The 24,003-nt window shown below is 57.1% G+C and carries 22 protein-coding genes, 2 tRNA genes and 1 pseudogene; 15 read left to right on the top strand and 10 right to left on the bottom strand.

The window, feature by feature from the left end; genetic code table 11:
* Positions 1-55 precede the first annotated feature (55 nt).
* Positions 56-1,066, bottom strand: a complete 1,011-nt coding sequence (locus IPI58_06165) for a tetratricopeptide repeat protein (protein QQR68434.1) — start codon at positions 1,064-1,066, stop codon at positions 56-58.
* A gap of 301 nt (positions 1,067-1,367) precedes the next feature.
* Here IPI58_06165 and IPI58_06160 point away from each other — a divergent pair, with 301 nt between their 5' ends.
* Complete coding sequence (locus IPI58_06160; protein ID QQR68433.1) at positions 1,368-2,108, top strand: class I SAM-dependent methyltransferase; 741 nt, start codon at positions 1,368-1,370, stop codon at positions 2,106-2,108.
* A 66-nt stretch (positions 2,109-2,174) separates the two neighbouring features.
* Here IPI58_06160 and IPI58_06155 read toward each other — a convergent pair whose 3' ends face one another.
* The 3 genes and pseudogenes from IPI58_06155 to IPI58_06145 form a co-directional block, all read right to left on the bottom strand.
* Positions 2,175-2,510 carry a hypothetical protein gene (locus IPI58_06155; protein QQR68432.1) on the bottom strand — a complete coding sequence of 112 codons (336 nt, stop codon included), beginning with the start codon at positions 2,508-2,510 and terminating at the stop codon, positions 2,175-2,177.
* Positions 2,511-2,667: 157 nt separating this feature from the next.
* Positions 2,668-4,071, bottom strand: coding sequence for a bifunctional diguanylate cyclase/phosphodiesterase (locus tag IPI58_06150; GenBank protein ID QQR68431.1), 1,404 nt, complete (start codon positions 4,069-4,071; stop codon positions 2,668-2,670).
* A 150-nt stretch (positions 4,072-4,221) separates the two neighbouring features.
* Positions 4,222-5,165: pseudogene (locus IPI58_06145) on the bottom strand (methionyl-tRNA formyltransferase).
* Positions 5,166-5,243: 78 nt separating this feature from the next.
* On the opposite strand from IPI58_06145, the gene secF reads away from it, so the two are divergent.
* The 4 genes from secF to IPI58_06125 all read left to right on the top strand — a co-directional run bounded on the left by secF (position 5,244) and on the right by IPI58_06125 (position 8,879).
* Entirely contained in the window at positions 5,244-6,176 is a 933-nt protein-coding gene (gene secF / locus IPI58_06140) for a protein translocase subunit SecF (GenBank protein ID QQR68430.1), read from the top strand.
* Positions 6,177-6,181: 5 nt separating this feature from the next.
* Positions 6,182-6,412, top strand: coding sequence for a twin-arginine translocase TatA/TatE family subunit (locus tag IPI58_06135; GenBank protein ID QQR68429.1), 231 nt, complete (start codon positions 6,182-6,184; stop codon positions 6,410-6,412).
* 72 nt (positions 6,413-6,484) lie between these two features.
* Positions 6,485-7,063, top strand: a complete 579-nt coding sequence (locus IPI58_06130) for a hypothetical protein (GenBank protein ID QQR68428.1) — start codon at positions 6,485-6,487, stop codon at positions 7,061-7,063.
* A gap of 127 nt (positions 7,064-7,190) precedes the next feature.
* Positions 7,191-8,879, top strand: coding sequence for a hypothetical protein (locus IPI58_06125; GenBank protein QQR68427.1), 1,689 nt, complete (start codon positions 7,191-7,193; stop codon positions 8,877-8,879).
* Between the two features lie 84 nt (positions 8,880-8,963).
* On the opposite strand, the gene IPI58_06120 is transcribed toward IPI58_06125, so the two are convergent.
* From IPI58_06120 to IPI58_06110, 3 genes are all read right to left on the bottom strand, one after another.
* On the bottom strand, positions 8,964-10,652 hold the full coding sequence (locus IPI58_06120; GenBank protein QQR68426.1) for a HAMP domain-containing protein: 1,689 nt from the start codon (positions 10,650-10,652) through the stop codon (positions 8,964-8,966).
* 82 nt (positions 10,653-10,734) lie between these two features.
* Positions 10,735-11,184 (bottom strand): cache domain-containing protein, encoded by a 450-nt coding sequence (locus IPI58_06115; protein QQR68425.1) that lies wholly within the window; start codon positions 11,182-11,184, stop codon positions 10,735-10,737.
* 284 nt (positions 11,185-11,468) lie between these two features.
* A tRNA-Pro gene (locus IPI58_06110) sits at positions 11,469-11,545 on the bottom strand.
* Positions 11,546-11,728: 183 nt separating this feature from the next.
* Between IPI58_06110 and IPI58_06105 the strand changes: the two genes are divergently transcribed.
* Positions 11,729-12,709 carry an acetyl-CoA carboxylase carboxyltransferase subunit alpha gene (locus tag IPI58_06105; GenBank protein ID QQR68424.1) on the top strand — a complete coding sequence of 327 codons (981 nt, stop codon included), beginning with the start codon at positions 11,729-11,731 and terminating at the stop codon, positions 12,707-12,709.
* A 219-nt stretch (positions 12,710-12,928) separates the two neighbouring features.
* On the opposite strand, the gene IPI58_06100 is transcribed toward IPI58_06105, so the two are convergent.
* Positions 12,929-13,801, bottom strand: a complete 873-nt coding sequence (locus IPI58_06100) for an L-histidine N(alpha)-methyltransferase (GenBank protein ID QQR68423.1) — start codon at positions 13,799-13,801, stop codon at positions 12,929-12,931.
* Between the two features lie 198 nt (positions 13,802-13,999).
* Complete coding sequence (locus IPI58_06095; protein ID QQR68422.1) at positions 14,000-14,689, bottom strand: helix-turn-helix transcriptional regulator; 690 nt, start codon at positions 14,687-14,689, stop codon at positions 14,000-14,002.
* A gap of 213 nt (positions 14,690-14,902) precedes the next feature.
* Between IPI58_06095 and IPI58_06090 the strand changes: the two genes are divergently transcribed.
* The 7 genes from IPI58_06090 (at position 14,903) to IPI58_06060 (ending at position 21,470) form a co-directional block, all read left to right on the top strand.
* On the top strand, positions 14,903-15,328 hold the full coding sequence (locus IPI58_06090; GenBank protein QQR68421.1) for a hypothetical protein: 426 nt from the start codon (positions 14,903-14,905) through the stop codon (positions 15,326-15,328).
* 435 nt (positions 15,329-15,763) lie between these two features.
* Entirely contained in the window at positions 15,764-16,558 is a 795-nt protein-coding gene (locus IPI58_06085) for a hypothetical protein (GenBank protein QQR68420.1), read from the top strand.
* Positions 16,559-16,632: 74 nt separating this feature from the next.
* On the top strand, positions 16,633-18,129 hold the full coding sequence (gene rfaE2, locus IPI58_06080; protein QQR68419.1) for a D-glycero-beta-D-manno-heptose 1-phosphate adenylyltransferase: 1,497 nt from the start codon (positions 16,633-16,635) through the stop codon (positions 18,127-18,129).
* A 514-nt stretch (positions 18,130-18,643) separates the two neighbouring features.
* Positions 18,644-18,737 (top strand) — tRNA-Ser (locus IPI58_06075).
* A gap of 332 nt (positions 18,738-19,069) precedes the next feature.
* Positions 19,070-19,267, top strand: a complete 198-nt coding sequence (locus IPI58_06070) for a hypothetical protein (protein ID QQR68418.1) — start codon at positions 19,070-19,072, stop codon at positions 19,265-19,267.
* Positions 19,268-19,557: 290 nt separating this feature from the next.
* The gene (locus IPI58_06065) at positions 19,558-21,051 is read left to right on the top strand and encodes a recombinase family protein (GenBank protein QQR68417.1); all 1,494 of its coding nucleotides are present in this window, start codon (positions 19,558-19,560) and stop codon (positions 21,049-21,051) included.
* Complete coding sequence (locus IPI58_06060) at positions 21,048-21,470, top strand: hypothetical protein (GenBank protein ID QQR68416.1); 423 nt, start codon at positions 21,048-21,050, stop codon at positions 21,468-21,470. The genes IPI58_06065 and IPI58_06060 overlap by 4 nt, the downstream gene beginning before the upstream one ends.
* Positions 21,471-21,574: 104 nt before the next feature.
* Here IPI58_06060 and IPI58_06055 read toward each other — a convergent pair whose 3' ends face one another.
* Positions 21,575-21,694, bottom strand: coding sequence for a hypothetical protein (locus IPI58_06055; GenBank protein ID QQR68415.1), 120 nt, complete (start codon positions 21,692-21,694; stop codon positions 21,575-21,577).
* 141 nt (positions 21,695-21,835) lie between these two features.
* On the opposite strand from IPI58_06055, the gene IPI58_06050 reads away from it, so the two are divergent.
* A complete protein-coding gene (locus tag IPI58_06050) occupies positions 21,836-23,089 on the top strand; it encodes a hypothetical protein (protein ID QQR68414.1) in 1,254 nt (417 codons plus the stop codon).
* Positions 23,082-23,987 carry a hypothetical protein gene (locus IPI58_06045; GenBank protein ID QQR68413.1) on the top strand — a complete coding sequence of 302 codons (906 nt, stop codon included), beginning with the start codon at positions 23,082-23,084 and terminating at the stop codon, positions 23,985-23,987. Before IPI58_06050 ends, IPI58_06045 begins: the two co-directional genes overlap by 8 nt.
* Positions 23,988-24,003: the final 16 nt, after the last annotated feature.

Raw genomic sequence — 24,003 nt, 5'->3', positions numbered from 1 at the left:
CACGCGCGGCTCGGTGGAAAATGTCGATCTAAGAAAGCGGTAAGCTGATCCGCGTTCAATGGGCTGTCGTTTTGCCGCATTTAAGACGTTTGGCCTCTTCCCGAGCGCGGGCACGCAAAGCAGGGTCCATACCCGGAGTTTGTGCCGTTAGCGCACTGAAAGTATCGCACGCGTCCTTGGTTTTGCCTAGAGCAGACAAAGACAGTGCCAGTTTCAGTAGGTTATTTGCGGCCTTGGGACTCTTGGGAGCCTTCTGATAGGCATCGGCGAACGCCACGGCGGCCTGGTCGAAGTGACCTTGCACATATTGGATTTCCGCCTGCCAAGAGCGGGCCTGGTCGGCCAAAGCATGCTTGGGGTTATCGCGCAGGAATTGATCGAAGGCGGCGGCGGCTTCGTCGTACTGCGATTGACGCAGCAGAGCCATGCCCTTGTCGTATTGTTCCTTGGCTCCCAAGGGCGGCGGTCCGGCGGACACACCCTTGACCGGCGGCGATGCGCCCACCGCCTCGCTGGAACCGGGCGCGTATTTCAATGTGCCCAGCTGGCCGCCCGGCGCACCGCTTTGCGCGGGGACAGGCCCTGCCATATCGGTCTCTTCGTCTTTGGCCAAGTCAGGGGGAGCGGCAGGCGGCGTCGCCGCCGCGCGGGGCGATGCCGGACGATTCGAGGCCGCCGCCGGCGTACTCGGCGCCGCCGTTTGGGGCGTTCCCGCGCCCGGACGCGCCGCCACGCCATCGGCACCGACCATGGGCGGAGTCAAGCGCTGGACCTGATCGGCCAATTGCTGCATCTGCTGTTGCAGGCGGGTCAGTTGGAATTGGTTTTGCTCGGCCTGATTGGTCAAGCCACGCACCAGGCCTTCCAATTGGCTAAAACGTGATTCCATATCCGTCGCCGACACACCCACCTGTCCGGCAGGCAAGGTCGCGGGCGGCGTGGGGATCATCGGCGGCAAAGACGTATCGACCGCCTGTGCCCCGGCCATCCCCGCAGGCGCGAACGCCCACAGGCCCAAAGCCAGGCCAGCCATCAGGCAGAGCGAACGGGATTGAGAAAGAAGCATGTTGTTTCGGCCTCGATGTGGATGAGGGTGGACCGGTCGACTATTTTCACTCAACCCCATAAAAAGCGCAATTATGGCATGACGATGGGCAAAGCGAGGATTAGCCTAGACCCAAGGCGCTGTCCGCGCGAGTCGTTTTCGATAGAGGTCCCTGTCTAAAATGAACCTTCTGGATCGGTTGACATCATGGTGGTGTCGAGCAGGCCGGCGCGCCACAACTCCCTCGGTTTCTGTCCCGAGGGCTGAGGTCGTGGGCGTAGCTGCTCAGACACATCATTCCACTTTATGGGATGGCAGCCGCATGGATATGCTCAGCGCCTTATGGGGAGAAAACGTCACCCAGCCCGCCGATGGCCTCATGATGCGCGAATGGATCAAGACATTCGGTTTGGATAAGACCAAGACGATTTTGGACCTAAGCGCCGGGGTGGGGGACTTGGCCCGTCATATCGCCACCACCTATGGATCCTATGTCGATGGTCTTGAATCCGATGAAGAACTGGCTCTTGTTGGAGCCGAGCTGTCATGCGCCGGCAATCTGCAACGCCAAGCCGACATATCCGCCTATGATCCGGAAAGCTTTGCCTGGCCGCGTCATGTCGATCTGGTGTTGATGCGCCCGCTGCTGTATCGCCTGCACGACAAGGAACGCTTTTTGGACGCCGTGGCGCAATGCATGAAGGCGCACGCGCCTTTGGCCATGTTGGAATACACCGCCAATGATCCCGCGTCCCCGGCCCTGGCGGCCTGGACGGCGGAAGAAGGCGGCGCGCATCCTTGGAGCATGGCGCAGATGAAGGCCGCCATGGAACGTCGATCATTAAACGTGCGGATCGCCGAGGATGTCACCGCCGCCTATCGGCATGAGATCGTCGCCGGCCTATGTCAACTGACACGCAAGCTGGAAACCTTGTATCTGACTCCCGCCGCCAAACAGATCATGATGCGTGAGGTCCGCCCGTGGATGATGCGCGCCGATGCCCTTGAAAAAGGGCTGAAAGTGACGCGTTTCTACGCCACCCGCATTCGGGCCGTGACGTAACGCGACCACGTTTACCCGCATTCGACGCATAGGGCGATCCCATGCCGCCGCCGATGCACAATGTGGTCAGAGACAAAGTCCAGGTGGCGGAAGTCTCCGTTTAATGCCCTGCGGCTTTTCCGTACGGGAATCATCATTGGGACCAAGTCCCATCTGAAGCTTGATCATATTGTCGGGGAAATTGATGGTGATTCCACCATGACGTACCGCAATATAGGTCGCATCCTTTTCCTTTATCGATACAACAAAATGATTTTCGTCAGGATGGGATGGTCGCGGAGCGGAATGAACAATGTCACATGCGAAATATGCATCTCCCGTGGCACTGTTCCACACTACCGCCACGGTGGGCATTTCAGAGGGGTTTTGGTGTGTTGGGCAGATAAGATGCAGCTCTTCCATGTGATTTTCTCCTAGAAACATGACCGGAATGAATTCCGTTCGCTCACTATTCTTTCTTACAGAAAAGACATGAAATTAAATACATAAACGCAACTATATTCTATGCCATTGGGATCATGGCGAGTTTCGACGGTCACGCATGATATGTGATCCGAAATTATGCGTACACGCTTTGGGTACAAATATGCAGCATGGAATCGCTGCTGGCGGCTTTGGGCTGAATGATATCGGCGGCGACACCGCCACCTGCCAGCCAGGGTCGGCCCAGCAGGGGGCAACCCAGGAAGTAGCCTTGGCCCATATCCACGCGCTCGGCGCGCAACCAATCCATGGTATCCTCGTTTTCGATGCCTTCGGCCACGGTCTGCATTCCCATGCCTCGGGCCAGACCGATTAACATGCGCACCAATGTTTGCTGGTCCGGGTTGGTGGCCACCTGGGTCAACAATTCCCGATCCAGTTTTAGTATGGCCACCGACAGCGTCCGTAAGTGTCGGATGGAGGTATATCCCGCGCCGAAATCGTCCAGCGCCACGCGCCCGCCCATATTGCTCAGGGCAGTGGCGAAGCGGGCGGTTTGACTGATATCAGCTACCGCGGCGGTTTCGGTAATTTCGATGATCAGACGTTGCAAAATACTGCGTCGACCTGCGCGATCCAACCGCGACTTAAAATAGCGCGGCCATGCGGCTTGGGCGGCGGTCAGGCCCGAGACGTTCACCGACAGCACCAATTCGGGATAAGCAGACAGCTCTTGTAAGGCCATATCGAGGACAAACCGGTCCAAGGCTCCTGCCAAGCCCATGCGTTCGACCGCCGGGATGAAATCGGCAGCCGCGATCGGCTGGCCATTTGGCCCTATCATGCGCACCAAAACCTCATAGAAACGTGGTTTGCCCGTTACCGCGTCCATGACCGGCTGATAGGCCAGGCACAGGCGAGATTCTTGCAATGCGCGTTTGACATCCTCGCCCATACGCAACAGATCCCGATGCGCTTGCTGACGCTGATGTGAAGGGCGATGCGGGACATAGATATGGCGGCCCCGGCGCTTGGCCTCGCGCACGGCCTGCTCGGCACATATCATCACCGCATCGGCTCCGCGCGCCATGGTGGGGAACACCACGCCGCCTATCGACAACGATAGATGCATCGGCCAATCGGGCGTTTCAATGGGATTGTTGTCGAAATCACACAGAATACGCCTTGCCAAACGGCGCAGTTCCACGCCGTCCATGCCTGGGAATAGCAACCCAAACGAGTCGCCACTGATCCGCGCCACCGGCACCGAGGCCGGAGCTAGGCGCTCAAGTCGCTCGATGACATGCAATATCAAGCCATTGGTGGCGGGAATGCCGATGGCATCGTTGATCAATGTCAGATTGTCGATGGCCACCGCCAAATACGCTCCATTTTGGCTGCGGTCCGTCATCAAGGCGGCGACGCGCCGATTCATGGCCAGTCGATCCGGCCGCCAAGTCAGCACATCCGCCATGCCCGGTGCCGTGGCATGGAAAAAAGTACGGGTTGATCCCGGCTTGTCTTTGCTCTGCATTGGCATGCCGCCCTTCCGCGCCCCTGCGCGATGGTATCTGGTGATCTGATTCGTTATCATGGTAACGCAACAAATTTAACGAAAGCTTGAGTCAAAATGTTTTGATCAGAGATAAAATGTCAGAGACAAGGATTAGTTTAACGAAAAATCAGCATATCATTTTGAAATCATCCAAGATTCCCCGGCCTCGGGCTTCATGCCGCGTAGGCAGTCGGCGGCGTTCATGGGGGCTCGGCCGGGGCGTTGCAGGCGCAACAGGCATAAACTGGTGCCATCGCCGCAGGCGATGCGGCCTTGACTATCCAACAAAGTGCCGGGGGATGCATCGGTGGGGGCGTCCACCCGTGCGGCCAGCAGCTTGATGTTTTCCCCGCGCCAGGCAAAGAACGCTCCCGGCCAGGGATCGAAGGCGCGCATCTGACGCTCTAAGACACAGGCGGGCTTACGCCAATCAATCTGACCATCGGCGCGTTCCAAACGCGGGGCCAAGGTGACGCCCTCTTCGGGCTGGGGCACGGCTTGGACGCGCCCGGCATCCAGGTCGTCCAGCAAAGGGGGCAGCATACGCGCGCCCATCTCGCCCAGTTCTTCCAACAGCTTGCCACATGTCGCATCGGGGGGATGTCGATGGCCTCGCGGCGATAGACCGGGCCCGTATCCAGCCCCGCATCCATACGCATCAGGCATATGCCGGTCTGGGCGTCTCCCTCCCCGATCGCATACTGTACCGGTGCCGCCCCGCGCCCGCGCGGCAACAATGAGAAATGCACGTTCACACAGCCCAGACGCGGGATATCCAACACGGCTTGCGGCAGAATAAGGCCATAGGCCACCACCACGATCACATCGGGGGCCAGCGCGGCCAAAGCGTTGATGTGGTCTTGCGCGTCTTTGCGCAGCGTTTTTGGGGTGCTGACGGGAATGTCCAGGGCATCGGCCAGTGCATGGACGGGACAAGGATGCAGCGCCTGGCCGCGTCCGGCGGGCTTGGGGCGTTGGCAAAAGACCTGACTTAACCGGTGTCCCGCATCATGCAAGGCTTGCAAGCTGGGCCGGGCGAAGGCCGGAGACCCCATGAACACCACGTTCAGACGCGACATTGCCAAAAACCCCTCCATAAGGTAAACGCCAACATAAGACTCGTGACACACTCCCCTCAAACAGGCTAGGTTTTCGGCATGTCTATTACACTGATCCCCTATGGCACAAAGATCGACTTTGTGCGTCTGCGCTTTTTCGGCTTTAGCGTCACGATCCTCCTGATGTTGATCACCATCGGGGGCTTGGTCGTGAACGGCTTGAACCTGGGCATCGACTTTAAGGGCGGTATTCTGGTCGAGGCGCGCGCGGCCCAGGCCGTCGATATGGGCGCATTGCGCTCGAAACTGGAAGGCCTGAATATGGGGCCGGTGGAATTGCAGCAATTCGGCACGGACAAGGACGTGTTGATTCGTCTGCAACGCCAACCGGGCGCCGAGGCCGAACAAAACGCCTCCGTGGCCAAGCTGCGCGAGTCTTTGGGTGCGGATTATGAATATCGCCGTGTCGAGATGGTCGGCCCGCGCGTGGGGGACGAGCTGTTCACCGGCGGCATGATCGCCATCGGTCTTGCGCTGCTGGGCATCGGTATTTATGTGGCCACGCGCTTTGAATGGCAGTTCGGCGTGGCGGCCTTGGTGGCGACGTTCCACGATGTGCTGGTCACTTTGGGGCTCTATTCGATTACCGGGTTGGAGTTCAATCTGACCGCCGTGGCCGCGCTGCTGACTTTGGCCGGTTTTTCGGTCAACGACACCGTGGTGGTGTTCGACCGTATGCGTGAAATCATGCGCCGCCAGCGCACCAATGATATGACCAAGGTCATCAACGACTCGGTCAACCAGACCCTCTCTCGCACCGTCATGACCAGTGGCACGGTGTTGGTGGCCATGTTGCCTCTATTGTTCTTCGGCGGCAGCACGCTGATCAACTTCACCGCTGCCATGACCTGGGGCGTGTTGGTGGGCACGTTCTCGTCCATCTATGTCGCCGGTTCGTTGCTGCTCTACATGAAACCCATGCATCTGCAGACCAAGGGACAGCAGGCGGCACCTTCTGGCAAGGAGGCCTAGAGATCATGGGCGGCTTCAGTCTGTGGCATTGGCTGATTGTTTTGGTGGTCGTGCTGGTTCTATTCGGCGCGGGACGTTTGCCGCAGGTGGCCGGCGATCTGGCCAAAGGCATTCGGGCTTTCCGCAAGGGATTGGACGAAGACCCCCACGCCAAACACCCGCCTGCCGCCTTGGGCGAGGCCGATAAAAAGCCCCCTGAGCCACCCACTCCATCGGGACCTGAAGGCAGGGCGTAATCCTTTCGTAGTATTAGTTTCATGCCGGAATGGTATTGACCTTGGTTATGAAATACCAAGGGAGAATGTGATATGGCCACCCAACTGCGCTGGATGCAGTGCCTTGTTCTTGACGTCAAGGATATGGCGGAATTCTTAGATAGCTCGCAGCGACGCGTACGCCGTCTGGAGCGATTGGTTGTGCGCAGCGCTGATCCTTCTACGCTCGGTTCCTGGTTTGATAGACAGCCCATCAACAGCTTTGCCCAAATGAGCCCGGGCCAGTTGCGGCGCGTGTTGAATGTCGTGGAGCTGGTGGTGGCCCCCCGATCTGCAGAGACGGCCCATCATTTGCTGTCGAAATTGTTTGAAGATATCCGTGTTCCTGCGGCGCAGAACCCGCACCAGCCGGTATGGGGAAAACGCATGGAGATGTTGTGCGATAGTTTTGACAATCTTGCCGATGCGGGGCGGCTGCCCGGTCACAGCGGTGATCTAACGACCATTCCATTGGATGCCCGGGCTTTCCCGGAACTCTATATGCAGATGGAACGTCATCGGGATTGGCGTGAAGCGCGAATTGGTTCGTGTGGGTCGCAAAAAACGCAGCACGCGGCCAGCCGCCCTGATGCTTTGGCCAAGCGGTCTGTGACGGCCATTCTTCGAACCTAAGCAGAATTCCCAAGTGATTCACATGCGGGGACGCGTATGTTATGGTCCCGCACCGTTCCGGCCTATGGAGACCCTCATGCCCTCATATTTTTCCTTTCCGATGCCGTCCTGGCGCAAGGCTGTGCATATGACACGCCGTATGCGTATGGGATGGGATTTGTGGCGTTTCCATCATATGGACAGCCGCCAACATCTGCCGGGTTCTATATTGCGGTTCGTGAGATATCACGACCTAGGCGAGATGGCGGATATGAGCGCCAAGCAGATGGCGGGCTTTTTGAACGTTATGAAGCGGGACGGAGAGTCGATCGATCCTGAGGAAATCTGCGAATCCTATGGCTTGATCGTACGTAGTTTGACTCTGGCTGCAAAAAGCGTGCGCGACCCCCATTTTCGTGTGAGAGAAAAAATGGAGGTCGTCAGCCAAGCTTGGAGCGACATATTGCGCGATGATGCTTTCCGCGCGGGGCTGAACGATACGAATGCCCGGTCGATTGTTGAGGATCATATTCCCCGTATCATCTCTTATGCGAAGAATTGGCGAGCCTATTACGGGGATTTCGAAAAATCATGTTTGGGCTTTATCCGCGACAACGGTGCCTTGCTGGTCAAGGATGACTCGGGCTTTCCTCTGGGTGTTGCCTGGGCCTTGCTGCGGCTAGGATACGGCATTCCCAGTACCTTTGATAACAGAGCAACATGCCGTTTGGAATTGGCGGCGCTGGCTTTGCATGCGCTGGCCAGTCCAACGGGGCAGGTACCGCAGGATTCTTCGCAAGTCTATCAATCCCCCGTTTGGTCGACTCAGCCTATGCGCGGCGCGCATATCAGGTGTTTGAAAGCCGTGGCTCAATCGGCCGTGTCGGCAACTCAAGCCCTGCCAAGGGATTGGACCAAGGATCATCAGGGCAAGGCGGACAGCATTATCGGCCATTGCGTGGACGGGGTTCTATCGGCTTTGCAGCAGATGGCCATAAGCGGCGTCGATCTTCCGGAATTCCTGCCTGCACCCAATGATGGCAACCAAACTTCTGCGTGGGACGGGGCATACAAGGCGGTCAAGCAGATTCAGCATCTGTTGCCTGAACAGGATTCTCGGCGCGATCAATTGGATATGGCTGTGCTGGATTGCCGGGCGAAGATGTCTCTTAATCCTCAATCTCGTTGCAATGATTACTGGGTGAAGATGGTGCTGACTCCCGAGCTGCAGGAGGGTTCGAATTGCTCTCCGGCGGTCAAGGCCAAATCGGCATTGGTGGCCTGGCAGTTGCTGGGACAGATATTCAGCGCCGATCTGCGTGAGTCGCTTGAAGATGCCTTGGTGTATCGGATGGCCAAGGCCGGTTTGATTCTTCCTGAATTGCCTCAACAGGTTCTGGATACAGAATCGCATATTGTTGCCAAGGGTGTGCCCGGACGCTCGCCGACCTCCAGACCGCGGGTCTATGTTGTCCGTCGCGCGGGATGCCATTATCCGCAATTGCCGGCGCAAGGCCGTGTTCTGGGCTTGCCCCCTCGCGCGAACTCTCCCGAAGATTTTCTGGAGCAGCCTCCCCGGGATATCCCTACGGCATTCCGCGATGCCGTGCAGGAAGTGACGAATTGGCGCACGGCGATGATGGGCGCTGGGCCTGCTTCGCAAGGTCCAGGCCAGGATATGGAGCGGGTTCTCACCGCATGGGTGCCGCCCCTTTTTGCGCCGCTTCTCTCTTTTGCGATTCTGGCTCCACAACCGCCTCAACGCCCCACCTATCCAACGGTGCCCGACATCTTGCGCGCGCGGTTGGCTGCGCTCAAGAATCCGGCGGCCACATAATCTAACGCGCCTTCCCTGGGTTGATTGGCGTCGAAATACGCCGTTAGGATTCCTTGTGGACGCCCCGCAATATCTTGGCCTAGCCTAGGTGCGCACGCCTTCAAGGAAGGTGTTGACGGTTTGGCGCAGTTCGTCGGAATGGCGGGCCAGGACGCGGTAGGCGTCTTGCACGTCGCTGGCGGCTTTTTCGGTATCGCTGGCCATGCCGCGCACTTGGGCTATGTCGGTCGAGACATCGCTGGTGCTGCGCGCCGCCTCTTCGACGCTGCGGGTAATTTCTCCCGTCGCGGCGTTTTGCTCTTCCACCGCCGAGGCGATGGCCGTCGAGATCGCACTAAGCTCTTGTATCGTGCCGCTGATGGCGCCTATCGCATCAACGGCGGTCTTGGTGGAATCTTGGATTCCCATGACCTGGCTGGTGATGTCTTCCGTGGCTTTGGCCGTTTGGGCGGCCAAGCTCTTAACCTCGCCGGCCACGACGGCAAAGCCCTTGCCGGCTTCGCCCGCTCGCGCCGCTTCGATGGTGGCGTTTAATGCCAGCAGATTTGTCTGGCTGGCGATTTCGCTGATGAGCTGGACGACCGCGCCGATACGCGCCGCGTTATCGGCCAAGGCGCGCATATGGGCGCTGGTCTGTTCGGCCTGATGCACCGCCTTATTGGCGATGGTGGAGGAATGCTCGACCTGGCGGCCGATCTCGGCGCTCGAGCTGGCCAATTCCTCGGTCGCCGCCGCCACCGTCTGCACGTTGCCCGAAGCGTTTTGCGCCGAATGGGCCACCGAGTCCGCTTGCTGGCCCGAACGCCGCGCGGCATCGGCCACGGTTCCGGCGATGCTGTGCATGTGTTCGGATGCCTTGCCCACCTCGCCCAGCAATGTCCCGGCATGCGAGTCGAAATTCCGCGCCAATTGGGCCATATGCTCGGCGCGTCTGGCCCTCTCTTCCTGCTGACGCGCCGTCTCGGCCGCCATCTCGTCGCTGCGGATCATGCTTTCTTTGAACACCAGCACGGCATGGGCCATGCCACCGATCTCATCCCGTCGGTCCTGATGCGGCACGGTCACGCTGGTATCATGGGCGGCCAAAGCCTGCATCACCCGTGTGATGGCTTGAATGGGACGGGAAATGGCGCGTCCGATCAACTGGCCCAGTGTGATATTGAACAGCACAATGACCAGAATGGCCACGGTTGCCAGAGATTTGCTGCTTTCCAGATCGTGGGCCAGTTCTTTGTTGGCCAGATCTGTCAATCCATCGATCTGGGACTCCAGTTTTCCCAAAGATTTCTCCACCAATTCATAGCGTCCCTGCGCGGTGTTCAGCATGATGCTGGCCAGCGTCGCATCCGTGGAGACAAGATCCTTAAAGTCTTTTGCCATCTTTTGATACGAAACCAACGCGGCTTTGGCTGTATCCACTTCCTTTTGATCTATGCCCTGCATATTCGCGCTTTGCACGATCTTCAATTGGTCTTGGGAAATCACAATATGGTCCAAAGCCGATTGAGTGACCTTGGCGATCGTGGCTTCGTCAAGTTTATTAAGAGTCATATCCGAAGCTTTATATAAGGCTGTGTGCGCCTTATAGAGCGCGATACGGCTTTCATTCAATGTCGTGCCGATGGAGCTGATATCCTTGGTATGGGAAATCGCCTGGGATGTCTGGGACGTTACAAACCAAAAGCAAGCGCCGATGATGATCAGGGCGAAGGTGCCTATAAACGGCGCTATCTGGCTCTTCACGGCGATCGACATATTTCCCAATTTGATCATGATCGGCTCTCCTGGCTAAGTGCGCATAAATCTTGGTAAGAATGGTCGCCGCACGAAGGCGGCGACCACGCGACAGAGTCGGTTATTTGTAATAGCCGACGCCCACCCAATACGTGCCCGTGTTGATGATATAGGCGGATTTAGGCTGGATCTTGTTGGTCTTGGGGTGCAGCCAGTGGTAATCCACCCAGGCTGTGTCCTTGACCTTAAGGAACTCGGCGATGATCGGAAAGCCATTCGGATCCCGGATGGGGAGACCTTCTTTGCCCACTAAGGCTTGCTTGGCACCGTGAACCAGGAAAGTGCCTTTCGAGTCGAAAACGAAGACATATAGATCACGATCTATAAATTCCCCTTTGGGGTCTTGCAGTTTGGGAAACGCCTTGTCGCCTTCGGCCTTGAGCAAGGCGGCGGCTTTTTCGGTCATGGCTTGTGCTTCTTCGCGGGTTCCGAATTCCCCCGCCGTTGCGGGCATGGAAGTGCTGGCCAGCAAACCCAACATAACCAGTGCGGTTGCCAATAATCGATGCATGGGGACCTCCTTTTCTCGGGGATTCTCATGATGAGGCCTTGCCCCATCCACGATTTGCGCGACAAACGCACCTATCGCGCTATCTATCTCTAATTAAAAAGCGTTAAAATTTCTTGAAAGATCATGGTGCTCGGCTCATTGAGAACATCTAAATTCAATGGGTTGATTTGCTACCCCATGATTTTAGACGGCAAAGAGGAACGAGGGCTTGGACGCAGGTTGATTCCTGTGACATGCCCCCATATCCGGCCGGAAAAATGGCTGTTTAATGCTTGTTTGGGGACTGGTCGGAGTGAGAGGATTCGAACCTCCGGCCCCTGCCTCCCGAAAGCAGTGCTCTACCAGGCTGAGCTACACTCCGTCCCGGCGCCTTTATAGGCATGGAGTGGCCCCGATAGCAATTCCCGCGTGATTCTTTTTTATGGGGCAGGGGGGTTCATGCCGGGGAGTGGTTTGTGCTATCCTCAAGACCCGGCGCAGCGCAAGGGCGGGGCATCCCCGCCAGACGATACCGGACAAGTGATGACGTGTTGACCAGAAGGCGATGACCGTGACCAACTCGCATGTCTTTCTAGATTTTGAAAAGCCGATTGCCGAGCTTGAAGCCAAGCTGATGGAGCTGCGTCCTCTGGCCGCCGATGGGCAGGTGAATATCGGCGAGGAAGTCGGACGCTTGCAGAACAAGATCGACCGGCAATTGCGCCAGATTTATACCAAGCTTACCCCGGCTCAGAAGGTTCAAGTGGCGCGCCACGCGGCGCGGCCCCATGCTTTGGCTTATATCCATGCTTTGATCGACGGTTTTGTCCCTCTGGCGGGCGACCGGCAGTTTGGGGACGATCCGGCCCTGGTGGGCGGCATCGGCCGCTTTCGCGGCAATCCTTGCATCGTGATGGGCCAAGAAAGAGGTCATGATACCGAAACGAGGTTGCGGCACAATTTCGGCATGGCCAAGCCCGAAGGCTATCGCAAGGCACAGCGCTTGATGCGTCTGGCCGAACGCTTTGATTTACCAGTCATCACTTTCGTGGATACGGCGGGGGCTTTTCCCGGCGTGGATGCCGAAGCGCGCGGCCAGGCCGAGGCCATCGCCCGTTCCATCGAAGTGTGCCTGGACATCACCACGCCGCTGGTGGCTTGCGTGATCGGCGAGGGCGGTTCGGGCGGGGCTATCGCCATTGCCGCCGCCGACCGCATTTTGATGATGGAGCACAGCATCTATTCGGTCATCTCGCCCGAAGGCTGCGCTTCGATTCTATGGCGCAGTCCTGCCCAGGCCCCTGAGGCCGCTGCCGCCTTGAAGCTGACGGCCCAAGACCTGAAGGGCCTTGGGCTTGTGGACACCGTGGTCCCTGAACCGGTGGGTGGGGCGCATCGTGACCCGCGCGCGGCGATCAGTGCCATGGGTGACGCCGTTGCCAATGCTTTGGCCGAAATCGGCGACAAAGATGGTGCCGGCCTCCGTTGCCAGCGCCGCGAGAAATTCATTCAAATGGGTCGCGCCTTGCCTGCAAGGGCTTCGTGATGATCAGCCGAAGTCAGAACCATCAAACAAGAACCCACACTCTTTAGACTTCATCACGCTACGCCATGGCCTTGAGAGTTCCTGGCCATCCTCTTTGGTTTCTCGTTGAAGGTGGTGTGAATGCCCCCGCCCGAAGGCGGGAGTCCATCACCGGCACTGGCCGAAGGCATTTCGGTTTAGAATAAGCACCCGCACGAATCCGGTCTTTGCGTCCGTCGGCTAGATGGCCCGCAACAGATGTAAAGACACGCGATTCTGATCGTCCGGGAATACCTCCCGGCTTTCAAATCCCGCCTCGCGCGCCATCGAGCAGAATAAGGACAGAGGGTATTTGAAAGATGTGGCGAGGCACAGACTCTGGCCTTTTTGCACGGAATAAGACTGAGCGCCGATCAGGAAGCTATGGTCCTTCAAGACGCGCAGCGTATGCGCCAACAAATGATGCTCGGCATGCCAGACCGGCTCATACACAAAACAATTTGGGTCCAGGCCGGTCGTGGGCAGATCGCGGATGATGAGATGAATTAGGTTTTGCATGAAATCCGCCAGGTCTTGAGAGTCATAAGACCCTAAGATGGAGTCCTCATCCTGGTTGGAATCCACAGTTAAAGTCAGCCAGGATTTCGACCCTAATAATACCCGAAAGCACCGTAGCATATGGATGATATGGGCGCGTGGCAGAGCCAGCAAAGTTCCATCCAGCGGCGCATTGGAAATCGTGCTCGACCACATACAACCCAGGGGGTTTTCTAAATGCTCGAAGGCAAAATAAGTATCGTAGAAATTGCAGCATTCCGGCATAATTTTGATATCCGGCAAGATGCGGCGTACGGTCACGACCGCGCCATCAAGATAGGACTCCGCACAATCAACTGGGATATACGATACCGGATTCAAAACGCGCAAAAGCGGCAGGGTTTTTTGACTGACGGACAATTCCGAACCAGGACCAAGCTCGATAACGCTTGGATTCGCACCCACAATACGCGAAATATCGGCGGCATGCCGTGCGATCATCTCCACTTCATTGGGATAAATGTAATAACTTGTGTGTCGCGCCATAAAGCGGCCGAAGAAATGTGTTCCCCTCACGGGGTCAGTTTCATGAATTGGATCGCTATATAAATAGTGAATGAGATGTCCTGCGGCTTGTCCCTTGAACCAATCATGAATGTCACGCCAGAATCCCAAGGTTTCCTGGCTCATTGGGGGCGGTAAAGGCATTTTGAACGGGGTGACAACGGACATGCAGGATTCTCTCATTCTTTGGTGAGGCCTAATGGGCCGGACTCATTCCCCTCCAAAATCCGCCACACCCTCTGGTTCTGGGATGCCGGGGATGGGGCGCGCCATATTCCACATGATCTTAAACTGCTGACGAAAGGCTTTGGCCACGGCGGCCGAGCGTAACACGAATATCTTAGCCTTGGGCATGGCGTTCAGCAACATGATGGCCAGATTGTCGTTAAATACATAAAATGGTATCGGCTCGTATTGGTCGCGGGCAGTCCAACGATAGGTACAATACCTGCTTCCCGGTGCACAGAAATCCCCCTCGCGGATCAAATGTCGCACACGCATCACATGCGCGACATGCACCATCCGGCGCACATGAATATCCGTGTAATCGCCCATCAGACGCACAACCGTTTCTTCCATGGCACCGCAGGCATCTATTTCGCCCTTACCTTCGCGTAAGATAGTTTCATATACCAAGTCATAGAAACGGCACACGCCTTCGCTGCCTTCAAAAGCCAGCATTTCATGCTGACGGGGACGGATGCCCCCGTCGGATTGAAAATCGATGCCCGATTTCTCAAAAACATCGCGGATACGCAACAATGTGCTGTCGCGCGGCTCGGAAGCGCCGATTTCAATGGAGCGCAGGGCCGTGGTCGAGACGGCAGCCTTCTCGGCCAGATCCTCGCGGCTCCAGTCCAGCATCGCGCGCGCGGCGCGTATTTGCATCGCAGTAATCATGATCTTTCGGTGGCGACCATGATCCATGAAACCGCTGTTTTTTGCAAGTGTTTGATACGGCCTCTGTCAGTTTCAACCGGCGATACGCTGTCTTAACGATTTATTAAGAATTGCCATCTATAAATGCAAGTGCTACTTTCAAATTCAGGCGGTGATCACATGCAAAATAGACAAGCTACTCACAGGCGTCTGGACGCTCCTCATGATCCCATCATGGGTCCTGTTGCGTTGCCTGCATTGCCGGTCGATGCTTTCTTGCGTTTCGTAGAAGCGCAAGATGGGAATGTGGCACAGCGCCTGCGCTGCGTCTTGCGTCAACAAGGGCAGCCAACACAATCTTTGCCGGAATTGATCGGCGTGCTGCAAACGACGGTTCAGCACCACTGGTCCGACATGTACCTGCACGAGGACAACCCCTATATCAACAAACAGCTGGGCGAGGCCCGCAGCCTTTATGTGGACATGCTGCGTCAACGTTATGAGGGGGCGCGTAGCCTGCTGATGGATGCGTTGCGGATCGCGCGCGAGAGCGAGAGCGATGCGGCGGCCTCTGAATCCGCCCCTCAACAGACCGTCCCGGCGGCTTCCAACGACCAAGGATTCGACGCCATGGCCTATTTCTTTTCCCGTCGGCGATAGCCCTTATCCCATCCCATACCGAGTGATAACTGGCACCGATGCGCCTGTGTCAATAAGGTGCCGTGGTGGGCGATAATTTTGTTCTCGGCTTATAAAAGCTGTGGCTTTGGTCTGTAAAATACCCATTGCCCTCTAAAATTATGGGGCGGTAAGTGGAGCCCTGTTTCCTATCTAGCCAATCTATATGGCATCGTGCAGGATGCCCATCATTGAATGCTAGGGGAGACCATCAATCATGATCGCGCTGGCGTCCGAAGGCCGTGCCGAATTGGGGCCATTCAGCAAGACAGCTGCGCCCGAATGGCATTAGGTTACGCTGGTGGAAATGGCAAAATTAGACGGTGTTCAGTGTTACTCATCAGCTATTTCATTGTTGTCTGATCGTCAGTGGACGAGTATTCTGGGAAGAGATTTTTCTTTCGGCAGAGGGATATCATGTCAGATGTGAATCTAGATAAAAAAGAGCAATCTTTTTGGATCGAAAATAATTCTATAGGCTTATCACAATTCTTTTTTTGGCCAACACAAGAAGAAAGGTACTCACTTCGGAACTCTGACTTATCGGACTGCATGGTTGGGAAGATAAGTGCCGGTTACACATGTGGTTGCTCGGACCTAAATGAAGCACAAGAGATGATCCAAGAATTTTTGGGTAATTCTTCTGCGTTAGAGAAGACGCCGGCTTTGGCAGAAAGAATCTTGGATGTAAAAAAGGTTTTTCTTGAAAATTTAGAGATCGTGACTACACCATTATACAGAATGACGTTCAAAGAAAGATTTGGACTGTTTTTTCAGTCATCAGGACATACAAAGTGCAACCCTCTAATGATGCTTGTAATGACTTGCAGGGCTTATGACCTAGCTCAGGGAGCCTGCAAGCTACAACCCTTGCATCGTAGACGTTCTTTTTTCCAGAAGAAGTTTGGTCTTGATCTGGGGATGCGAGAGATTCCGCATGGATATCCTGCAATATCCAGCCCGGATGGAACAACCAGAGCGGCCAGCGCGTTTGAGATTTACATCTCTCCCCTTGATAGACGAGATGTGCGAACAGTGCATGGTCCTTCACAGGGGAAGCCCATTCTTCAGATCATTCTTCATACGTCTGTGGTGCCTTTTCGTGTTGCAGAAGCGATTGGACAAGCGGTCCATGAGGCTAGTGCCGGTTTAGGCCGAGTGCCGCTGAACAAAAAGCAAGCGGTCCAACAACCCTGCTATGAGCCGACCTGATGAATGGTCTTCTAGACAACCATGTGGGGCTAATTCAAGATCATTCTGACAATCGACGGCAGAGGTAATCAGACATGATCGCGCTGGCATCCGAAGATCGGGCCGAATTGGAGCAACTGGCTGAATCCTGGCGGGGCTTGGCCGTCTTGTGCGTGGGCGATGTGATGTTGGACCGCTTTATTTACGGCTCGGTCAGTCGCGTCTCGCCTGAGGCTCCGGTGCCTGTGTTGCATATCCAGCATCAGACCACGATGCCTGGCGGGGCGGGCAATGTAGCCCGCAACTTGGCGGAATTGGGCGCCCATGTCGCCTTGGTTGGCGTGCGCGGTGCCGATGAGCCGGGTTATGAGATGGAGCGCATGTTCGCAAACTGGCCCAGCAGCACGACTCGCCTGGTCGAGGATGCCTCCCGTGCCACCACCACCAAGACCCGCTTTATCGCGGGCGCTCAACAAATGCTGCGCGCCGATGGTGAGGATGTGCGGGCCTTGTCGTCCGATATTTGCGCCAAGGTGATCGATGCGGTCCAAGACATGGCCCATGGTTGTCGCGCCGTGGTGGCGGCCGATTACGGCAAAGGCGTGCTGATGACGGCGCAGGTCACTCAGGCCCTGATCGCCGCCGCGCATGGCAACCGCGCGCCGTGCATTGTTGATAGCAAGCTTTCGGACCTGTCGGCCTATGCCGGGGCCGATGTGCTCAAGCCCAATCGCGGCGAGTTGGCGGCGGCCAGCGGTTTGCCGGTGTTTGATATCGAACAGGCGGCGGCGGCGGCCAAGGCCTTGCGCCTTCAGGCCAAAGTGGGGGCGGTAGTCGCCACTTTGGGCGGCGAGGGCATGCTGGTCGCCGACGAGGCGGGAGTGGTGCATGTGCCCGGTTATAAGCGGGATGTTTTCGACGTGTCGGGTGCCGGGGATACGGTGGATGCCGTGTTGGCCCTGGCTCTTGCGGCGGGCGCGCCTTTGGCGCGGGCGGCATTGTTGGCCAATCGCGCCGCCTCGCTGGTGGTGGGCAAGGCCGGCACCGCCACGGTCACCACGGCCGAGATTTTGCAAGACCTGCGCGCCCAGGATGTGCGGGGACGCGAAGATAAAATCCTCAGTTGGGAACAAGCGGCGGCCCAGGCCGCGCAATGGCGGCAACAGGGCCTGAAGGTCGGCTTTACCAATGGCGTGTTCGACTTGCTGCATCCGGGGCATGTGTCGCTGATCGGCCAGGCGCGCGCGGCCTGTGACCGGTTGTTCATCGGGTTGAACAGCGATGCCTCGACCCGCCGCCTGAAAGGCCCCACCCGCCCGGTGCAAAACGAATTGTCCCGCGCTTTGGTGCTGGCCTCGATGCGCGATGTCGATCGCGTGGTCATTTTTGAACAGGACACGCCGTTCGAGATTATCCGCCTGTTGCGTCCGGATGTTCTGGTCAAGGGTTCGGATTATACCATTGATAAGGTCGTGGGGGCCGATATCGTCCAAGGCTGGGGCGGCCAAGTGATTTTGGCCGATTTGAAGCAGGGCCAAAGCACCACATCGATGATCGCCCGCGCCAAAGCCAATACTTCGGGCAGCCCTTGAAGTTTTGCTTCATCTGCCCCCCGGTTTCTGGTATCTGGTTGCTCTGGCCCCGCTTGCATGCGGGCAGGTCCAGAGTAGAAAATGGCAGCCCCCGAGGCTGCCCCGTCCGCGCAGGCGGACAAGTATTGTAAAGCCTTCAGCCGTCAGGCGCGAAGGTGAAAGGTAAGGAGTGGTGGCCGAGCGGCTGCCCCGTCCGCGCAGGCGGACAAGTATTGTAAAGCCTTCAGCCGTCAGGCGCGAAGGTGAAAGGTAAGGAGTGGTGGCCGAGCGGCTGCCCCGTCCGCGCAGGCGGACAAGTATTGTAAAGCCTTCAGCCGTCAGGCGCGAAGGTGAAAGGTAAGGAGTGGTGGCCGAGCGGCTGCCCCGTCCGCGCAGGCGGACAAGTATTGTAAAGCCTTCAGCCGTCAGGCGCGAAGGTGAAAGGTAAGGAGTGGTGGCCGAGCGGCTGCCCCGTCCGCGCAGGCGGACAAGTATTGTAAAGCCTTCAGCCGTCAGGCGCGAAGGTGAAAGGTAAGGAGTGGTGGCCGAGCGGCTGAAGGCGGCGGTTTGCTAAACCGTTGTACGGTTGAAAAGCCGTACCGGGGGTTCGAATCCCCCCCACTCCGCCATTATCTTGTTTTTGAAATTCTCCGTTTCCCGCACCGGAGCGTAAAAACCACACGCCTAGCCAGCTTTCTGCGCTCAAAGTGTGGCATCGCCCGTTTGCCGCCATCCCTGAAATAGCCCGAAGAAGCTTTCTCTCCGCCCCAGTTTTCTCTGCAGGCTGTGGACTCGTCACCCCAAAGATGCACGGCGAAATGCCTGTAATTGCTTATTTTCGGTTTGGCGGATTCCGGCAACGCCGCGCATCTCCGATTTGTCACGTCCGTTCATAGATATGCGGGCATTTTCCAACGTGTGCCGGATTGTTGGTTAAAGCGCCCAGCAATATTCTGACAGCATGGAACACGATGTTGAACATATCGCCGATGAACAGCGCATAAACGAGATTGCCGCCATTCTCGCCGCAGGCGTTCTGCGCCTTAAGGCCAAGGAAAAACAAGGACTTTCTTCGCGCACCGGAGACATTCCACTGGACTTACCGCCCGCCGGAAGCATGTGTGTGTCCGTACCAAAGACGGAGAAATGCCATGAATAACAATGTGCTGGCGCAGGTGGCGGCCCTGCCGAACATGAAGACCGCCGAATTGAAGAAGCTCTGGAAGGACGTCTTCCGCGCCGACCCACCGCACTTCAATAAGCAGTATTACGTGAAGCGGCTGGCCTATCGCATTCAGGAAGTCGCCTACGGCGTGGACGGCAGCCGTGTCGATAAACGCCTCTCGGCGCTTTGCGAACGCGACCTCGACAAACCGGACAAGGCGCGCAAGCGGCTGGAGGTACATCGCCCCGTGACCGGAACGCGGTTGATGCGCGAATGGCAAGGCCATGAACACCACGTCACGGTTCTGGAAGACGGTTTTGAATATCGTGGCCAGCGTTACACCAGCCTTTCGGCCATCGCCCGAAAGATTACAGACGTGCGCTGGAACGGCCTTGTGTTCTTCGGCCTCAAGCGCATGGAGGACTACCGCCGTGCCTGAGGCGAAACGCAAAATCCGCGCGGCGGTCTATACCAGAAAATCCCACGAGGAAGGACTGGAGCAGGAATTCAACAGCCTCGACGCCCAGCGCGAGGCGGGAGAAGCCTTCGTGGTCTCCCAGAGGCATGAAGGCTGGACGCTGGTCGCCGATAATTACGACGACGGCGGCTTCAGCGGCGGAAGTCTGGAGCGGCCCGCGCTCAAGCGCATGATGCGCGACATCGAGGACGGAAAGATCGACGTGGTGGTGGTCTATAAGATCGACCGCCTCACGCGCTCGCTCACAGACTTCTCGAAGCTCGTCGAGGTGTTCGAGCGCAAATCGGTTTCCTTCGTCTCCGTCACCCAGCAATTCAACACCACCACGTCCATGGGACGGCTGATGCTGAACGTCCTGCTGTCCTTCGCGCAGTTCGAGCGCGAGGTCACGGGCGAGCGCATCCGCGACAAGCTGGCCGCTTCCAAACGCAAGGGCATGTGGATGGGCGGCGTGCCGCCCATGGGGTATGACGTGGTCGACCGCAAGCTGCTTGTCAACGAGGCTGAAGCAAAGGTGGTGCGCTTCATCTTTCAGCGATTCATGGAGATCGGCTCCACCACCGACCTGACGCTCGATCTCAGAAAAGCCGGATATCGTGGCAAGACCTACCGGGGCCAGAAAAGCGGGCGCATGCGCGAGGGGCGTTTCTTCGATAAAGGCTCGGTCTACAAGCTGCTCCGCAACCATATTTACATCGGCGAGATCGGCCATAAGGGGCAATACTACCCTGGGCTTCACGAGCCAATCGTCGAGCGGGCAATCTGGGACAAAGCGCAGGAGATTCTGTCGATCAATCCAAAGGTGCGCACGGCGAGAAACCGCCATGTGCCATCCGGGTTGCTCAAGAGCGTCATTCGTTGCTCAGGCTGCGACTCCAGCATGACGCCGACCCATTGCCGAAAGAACGGCAAGCAGTACCGCTATTACACGCCGAACGCGACGATAAAGAAATCCTGTATGTCCTGTCCGGTCGGCAACATCCCAGCCGGTGAAATCGAAGGCATCGTCTTCGGTCAGCTTAAGGCGCTGTTCAAGACGCCGGAGATGATCGTGCGGGTCTGGGAACAGGCGCGCGAGCATGATCCGAACATCAAGGAGTTCCACATCCGCAATGCTTTTGCCGACATCGACCAGGTATGGGACGAGCTGTTCCCACGCGAACAGGAGCGCATCGTCAAGCTGCTGGTCGAGGGGGTGATCGTCGCCAAAAACAGCGTGGACATCCGCATCCGCGCCGGAGGCATCGGCTCGCTGGTCAATCATATCCGCTCCCTGCAACCACAGAAGGAGACCGTATGATGCAAAAGCGCGTGGAGCATCTGGGCAACGGGGTCATCAACATTCATATTCCCTTCGCGGTGAAACGGCGCGGCGGCAGGAAGCTCATCCTCTCGCCGGACGGCGACGACCCCGTCTTCGAGGCAAAGCCACGGCAGGACAACGCGCTTTTGAAGGTGTTGGTTCGTGCCTATAAATGGCGCGAGCGTTATGAGGACGGCGGATTCACGTCGCTGGACGCGCTGGCCGAGAAGCTGGATGTCAACAAATCCTATCTGGCGCGGGTGATGCGGGTGAACCTGCTGGCTCCCGACATCAAGGAATCCATCCTGAACGGTACGCAGCCGCGCATGATGACGGTCACCGACGTTCTGAAGCCTTTTCCTGAAATTTGGCAAGAGCAACGTGGCTGGTTTGGATTTACGCCCCCACGGCCTTGATAACCTTGGTTCCCACGCTCCATATCCGCAACCCTGTTTCGGCGGTAATTCTTATGGGGCGGTAGGGGTCATTTTCCGGCATGAGCGATAACCCGCTCTTCGTCTTATGCAACCTCTTGAGTTAAATCCCCATCCGCCTCTGCGACCACGATGCTGCCGTTTTTTGGCTCAAGACCGGCATCGACGACCAGCAGGTCATCCGGCTCAATCCCCGCCTTTATCATGGATTCTCCGGTGGCCTGAACGCTCTGGCGCGCGTGCCACCTTTTGGCATGGTTCAACTCGCGCTATGATTGCAAGATCGTTGACACGATAGATTAATGCAACGATAATCATAAGGCAACTGATCATGCAGGAAAATCGACATGGCAGTATCGATCAGGACGGTGGTAAACCACATCCCGAAAGCGGTGCTCAAGAAGTACTGCGACTTCCATCAGGTTCCCTTCGCTACCCCGATTGACTGGACGCAGGACGACAAGGCCGTCGCTTCCGCGCTCGAAGAGGCGATCAACGCTCTTCCCAAATCCGATTACGATCCGCTTCACTCTCATCTCGAACGCATCAACGTGGTCGCCAGCGACCGTGGCATCAGGGCGTTGATCAACGCCAGCGACAAGCCTGCGGAGATGGAAAAGAGGCTCAAGGCCATGGAAAACAGCCACCACCGCGCCATGGCCGTTTTTCTTGAAGACAACGACCTGTTCAAAATCGCGGAAGAGCTTCTGTTCGTCGATTTCAGGGCCGAAGGCAGATCGTGGCAGCACTGCGCCATCAAAATGGACGGCGCGCTCGACGACATCACCGAAGACGACGCGAACGAATTCGCCTTCGAGGTCGCCAAGATCATCCACCACAATTTCAACGACCGCCGTGAATGCTGCGGCGAGGTCTACAAGCGTTATTCGGACGGCACGCGCCAGATCAGCGTCTATGTGAACGATTTCCCGAACAGCGACATCCAGGTCAAGGACAAGCAGCTCCACCGTGTGAACACCAAGAAGGCGATTGTCGCGGCTGTCGTGTATGACCCACAGACCAAGCAGCTATGCACCGTGGTGGGTGGCGGCAAGGACAATCACGAACGGGTTCGACAGGCTTTCGCCAAAGCCATCCTGAAACGGGATGCCGCCGAATTCACTCCCACCGAACCTGTCTGCTTCGCCATCGATAAATTCAAGTCCCGCCCCATAGCTCCGATGCTGCGAACGAAGCCTGAGGACAACATTGACGTTGTGCGCGTGCGGAAGCTCGACCTCTCCTGCGGCGCGCCCTGCAAGCATATCGTCACGGTGGACACCATGCCGCAGGGCAAGGGTTCGGATATGTATGCGATTCGCACCTATTTCGATGAAGACGGAAAGTTACGCGCCAAATACACGCTGCTCCATGTCGTGTTGAGTTTTCATTTTCGGCCAAAAAAAGAAGGCGGGTACGGTCGGGTCATACACATCTCGCTCAAGAAGGACGGGTCTGACCTCAAATCCTTGAAGGAAGACGATCGCCAGATGATCGAAGGCTATCTAAAGCAATGGGGAATCCTTGAGGATATTGCGCCGGAACAAACGCTCGAACTCGATCCTGAATTCGAAGAGGAAGAACTGAAGAAATATGCCTGAGGACCGTCATGAATGGCTGATCCACCTCTTTGAAAACGGCGAACACGTCACTCGCGCCGATGCCGCCCTGCAGGACAGGCAAATATGGTTTGACGCGCTGGTGAAGGAAAAGGCGCTTGTGCATTCCGGTAATGTCAGCAGCCTCCTGTGCCCACAATGCGACGAACCTCACGATATCCCCGTTCATCCAACCACCTTCAAAGGCTACTGCGTAGACGCTGGCCATGTTTCATTCGATGCCAAGCAGGTGATGCAATATCAGGCATCTCAAGCGTGGCTGATTGAGGCCGCCCGAAAATCCCTCGGCGTCGCCGCGAACGAAAAAATCAAGGACGTCGTCGTCGACACATGCTGGAAAATCGGATCGGCACGGCTGGCGAAGAAGCTCCGCCCCATTTACCTGTGCCGTGGCTATGCTTCATCGAAGCAGGTCGTTGATAACGGCATCGCGGCGCTCGCCGACGACACGGGCATGATTCTCCTCACCTCCCCTCACCGGCAGAACCCAGAGAAAATCGCCGCGCACCGCGCCGTTTCCATGGCCGCATGCCTGGGCGACAAGCCGGACAAGAGCCTTCTTAGCGCGGACGTGCTGGAGCGCATGTGGAACAACCAGCCCGCCCAAAACGGCCAGCTCACCCATTCCGCAGATTACCGCACCGTGACGTTGAACGGCACGACACACCATTTTCCTGGCGATTTACAGCGCGCCTTCGTTCGGCATCTCATTGAGCTTTATAGAAAAGGCCAGATGTCCGCTAAAACCTCCGAAGTGATGAGCGCCATCGGCGTGGAAGGCACCCGCCGCATCGCCAACCTATTCAACGGCCACCAGACATGGGAAAGCCTGATCGGATACGGCAATCCGCGTGGCACATGCCGCCTTCTGGTGAATTAGGACGCATTCCTCACCA

The organism is Alphaproteobacteria bacterium (genome assembly GCA_016699305.1).
Classification (GTDB): domain Bacteria; phylum Pseudomonadota; class Alphaproteobacteria.
This window is presented reverse-complemented; position numbering and strand designations above follow the sequence as displayed.

Excerpts from the sequence above, each read along its gene's own strand:
- IPI58_06165 (QQR68434.1), bottom strand. The coding sequence starts at position 1,066 with ATGCTTCTTTCTCAATCCCGTTCGCTCTGCCTGATGGCTGGCCTGGCT.
- IPI58_06160 (QQR68433.1), top strand. The coding sequence starts at position 1,368 with ATGGATATGCTCAGCGCCTTATGGGGAGAAAACGTCACCCAGCCCGCC.
- IPI58_06155 (QQR68432.1), bottom strand. The coding sequence starts at position 2,510 with ATGGAAGAGCTGCATCTTATCTGCCCAACACACCAAAACCCCTCTGAA.
- IPI58_06150 (QQR68431.1), bottom strand. The coding sequence starts at position 4,071 with ATGCCAATGCAGAGCAAAGACAAGCCGGGATCAACCCGTACTTTTTTC.
- secF (QQR68430.1), top strand. The coding sequence starts at position 5,244 with ATGTCTATTACACTGATCCCCTATGGCACAAAGATCGACTTTGTGCGT.
- IPI58_06135 (QQR68429.1), top strand. The coding sequence starts at position 6,182 with ATGGGCGGCTTCAGTCTGTGGCATTGGCTGATTGTTTTGGTGGTCGTG.
- IPI58_06130 (QQR68428.1), top strand. The coding sequence starts at position 6,485 with ATGGCCACCCAACTGCGCTGGATGCAGTGCCTTGTTCTTGACGTCAAG.
- IPI58_06125 (QQR68427.1), top strand. The coding sequence starts at position 7,191 with ATGACACGCCGTATGCGTATGGGATGGGATTTGTGGCGTTTCCATCAT.
- IPI58_06120 (QQR68426.1), bottom strand. The coding sequence starts at position 10,652 with ATGATCAAATTGGGAAATATGTCGATCGCCGTGAAGAGCCAGATAGCG.
- IPI58_06115 (QQR68425.1), bottom strand. The coding sequence starts at position 11,184 with ATGCATCGATTATTGGCAACCGCACTGGTTATGTTGGGTTTGCTGGCC.
- IPI58_06105 (QQR68424.1), top strand. The coding sequence starts at position 11,729 with ATGACCGTGACCAACTCGCATGTCTTTCTAGATTTTGAAAAGCCGATT.
- IPI58_06095 (QQR68422.1), bottom strand. The coding sequence starts at position 14,689 with ATGATTACTGCGATGCAAATACGCGCCGCGCGCGCGATGCTGGACTGG.
- IPI58_06090 (QQR68421.1), top strand. The coding sequence starts at position 14,903 with ATGGGTCCTGTTGCGTTGCCTGCATTGCCGGTCGATGCTTTCTTGCGT.
- IPI58_06085 (QQR68420.1), top strand. The coding sequence starts at position 15,764 with ATGTCAGATGTGAATCTAGATAAAAAAGAGCAATCTTTTTGGATCGAA.
- rfaE2 (QQR68419.1), top strand. The coding sequence starts at position 16,633 with ATGATCGCGCTGGCATCCGAAGATCGGGCCGAATTGGAGCAACTGGCT.
- IPI58_06070 (QQR68418.1), top strand. The coding sequence starts at position 19,070 with ATGGAACACGATGTTGAACATATCGCCGATGAACAGCGCATAAACGAG.
- IPI58_06065 (QQR68417.1), top strand. The coding sequence starts at position 19,558 with ATGAACACCACGTCACGGTTCTGGAAGACGGTTTTGAATATCGTGGCC.
- IPI58_06060 (QQR68416.1), top strand. The coding sequence starts at position 21,048 with ATGATGCAAAAGCGCGTGGAGCATCTGGGCAACGGGGTCATCAACATT.
- IPI58_06055 (QQR68415.1), bottom strand. The coding sequence starts at position 21,694 with ATGATAAAGGCGGGGATTGAGCCGGATGACCTGCTGGTCGTCGATGCC.
- IPI58_06050 (QQR68414.1), top strand. The coding sequence starts at position 21,836 with ATGGCAGTATCGATCAGGACGGTGGTAAACCACATCCCGAAAGCGGTG.
- IPI58_06045 (QQR68413.1), top strand. The coding sequence starts at position 23,082 with ATGCCTGAGGACCGTCATGAATGGCTGATCCACCTCTTTGAAAACGGC.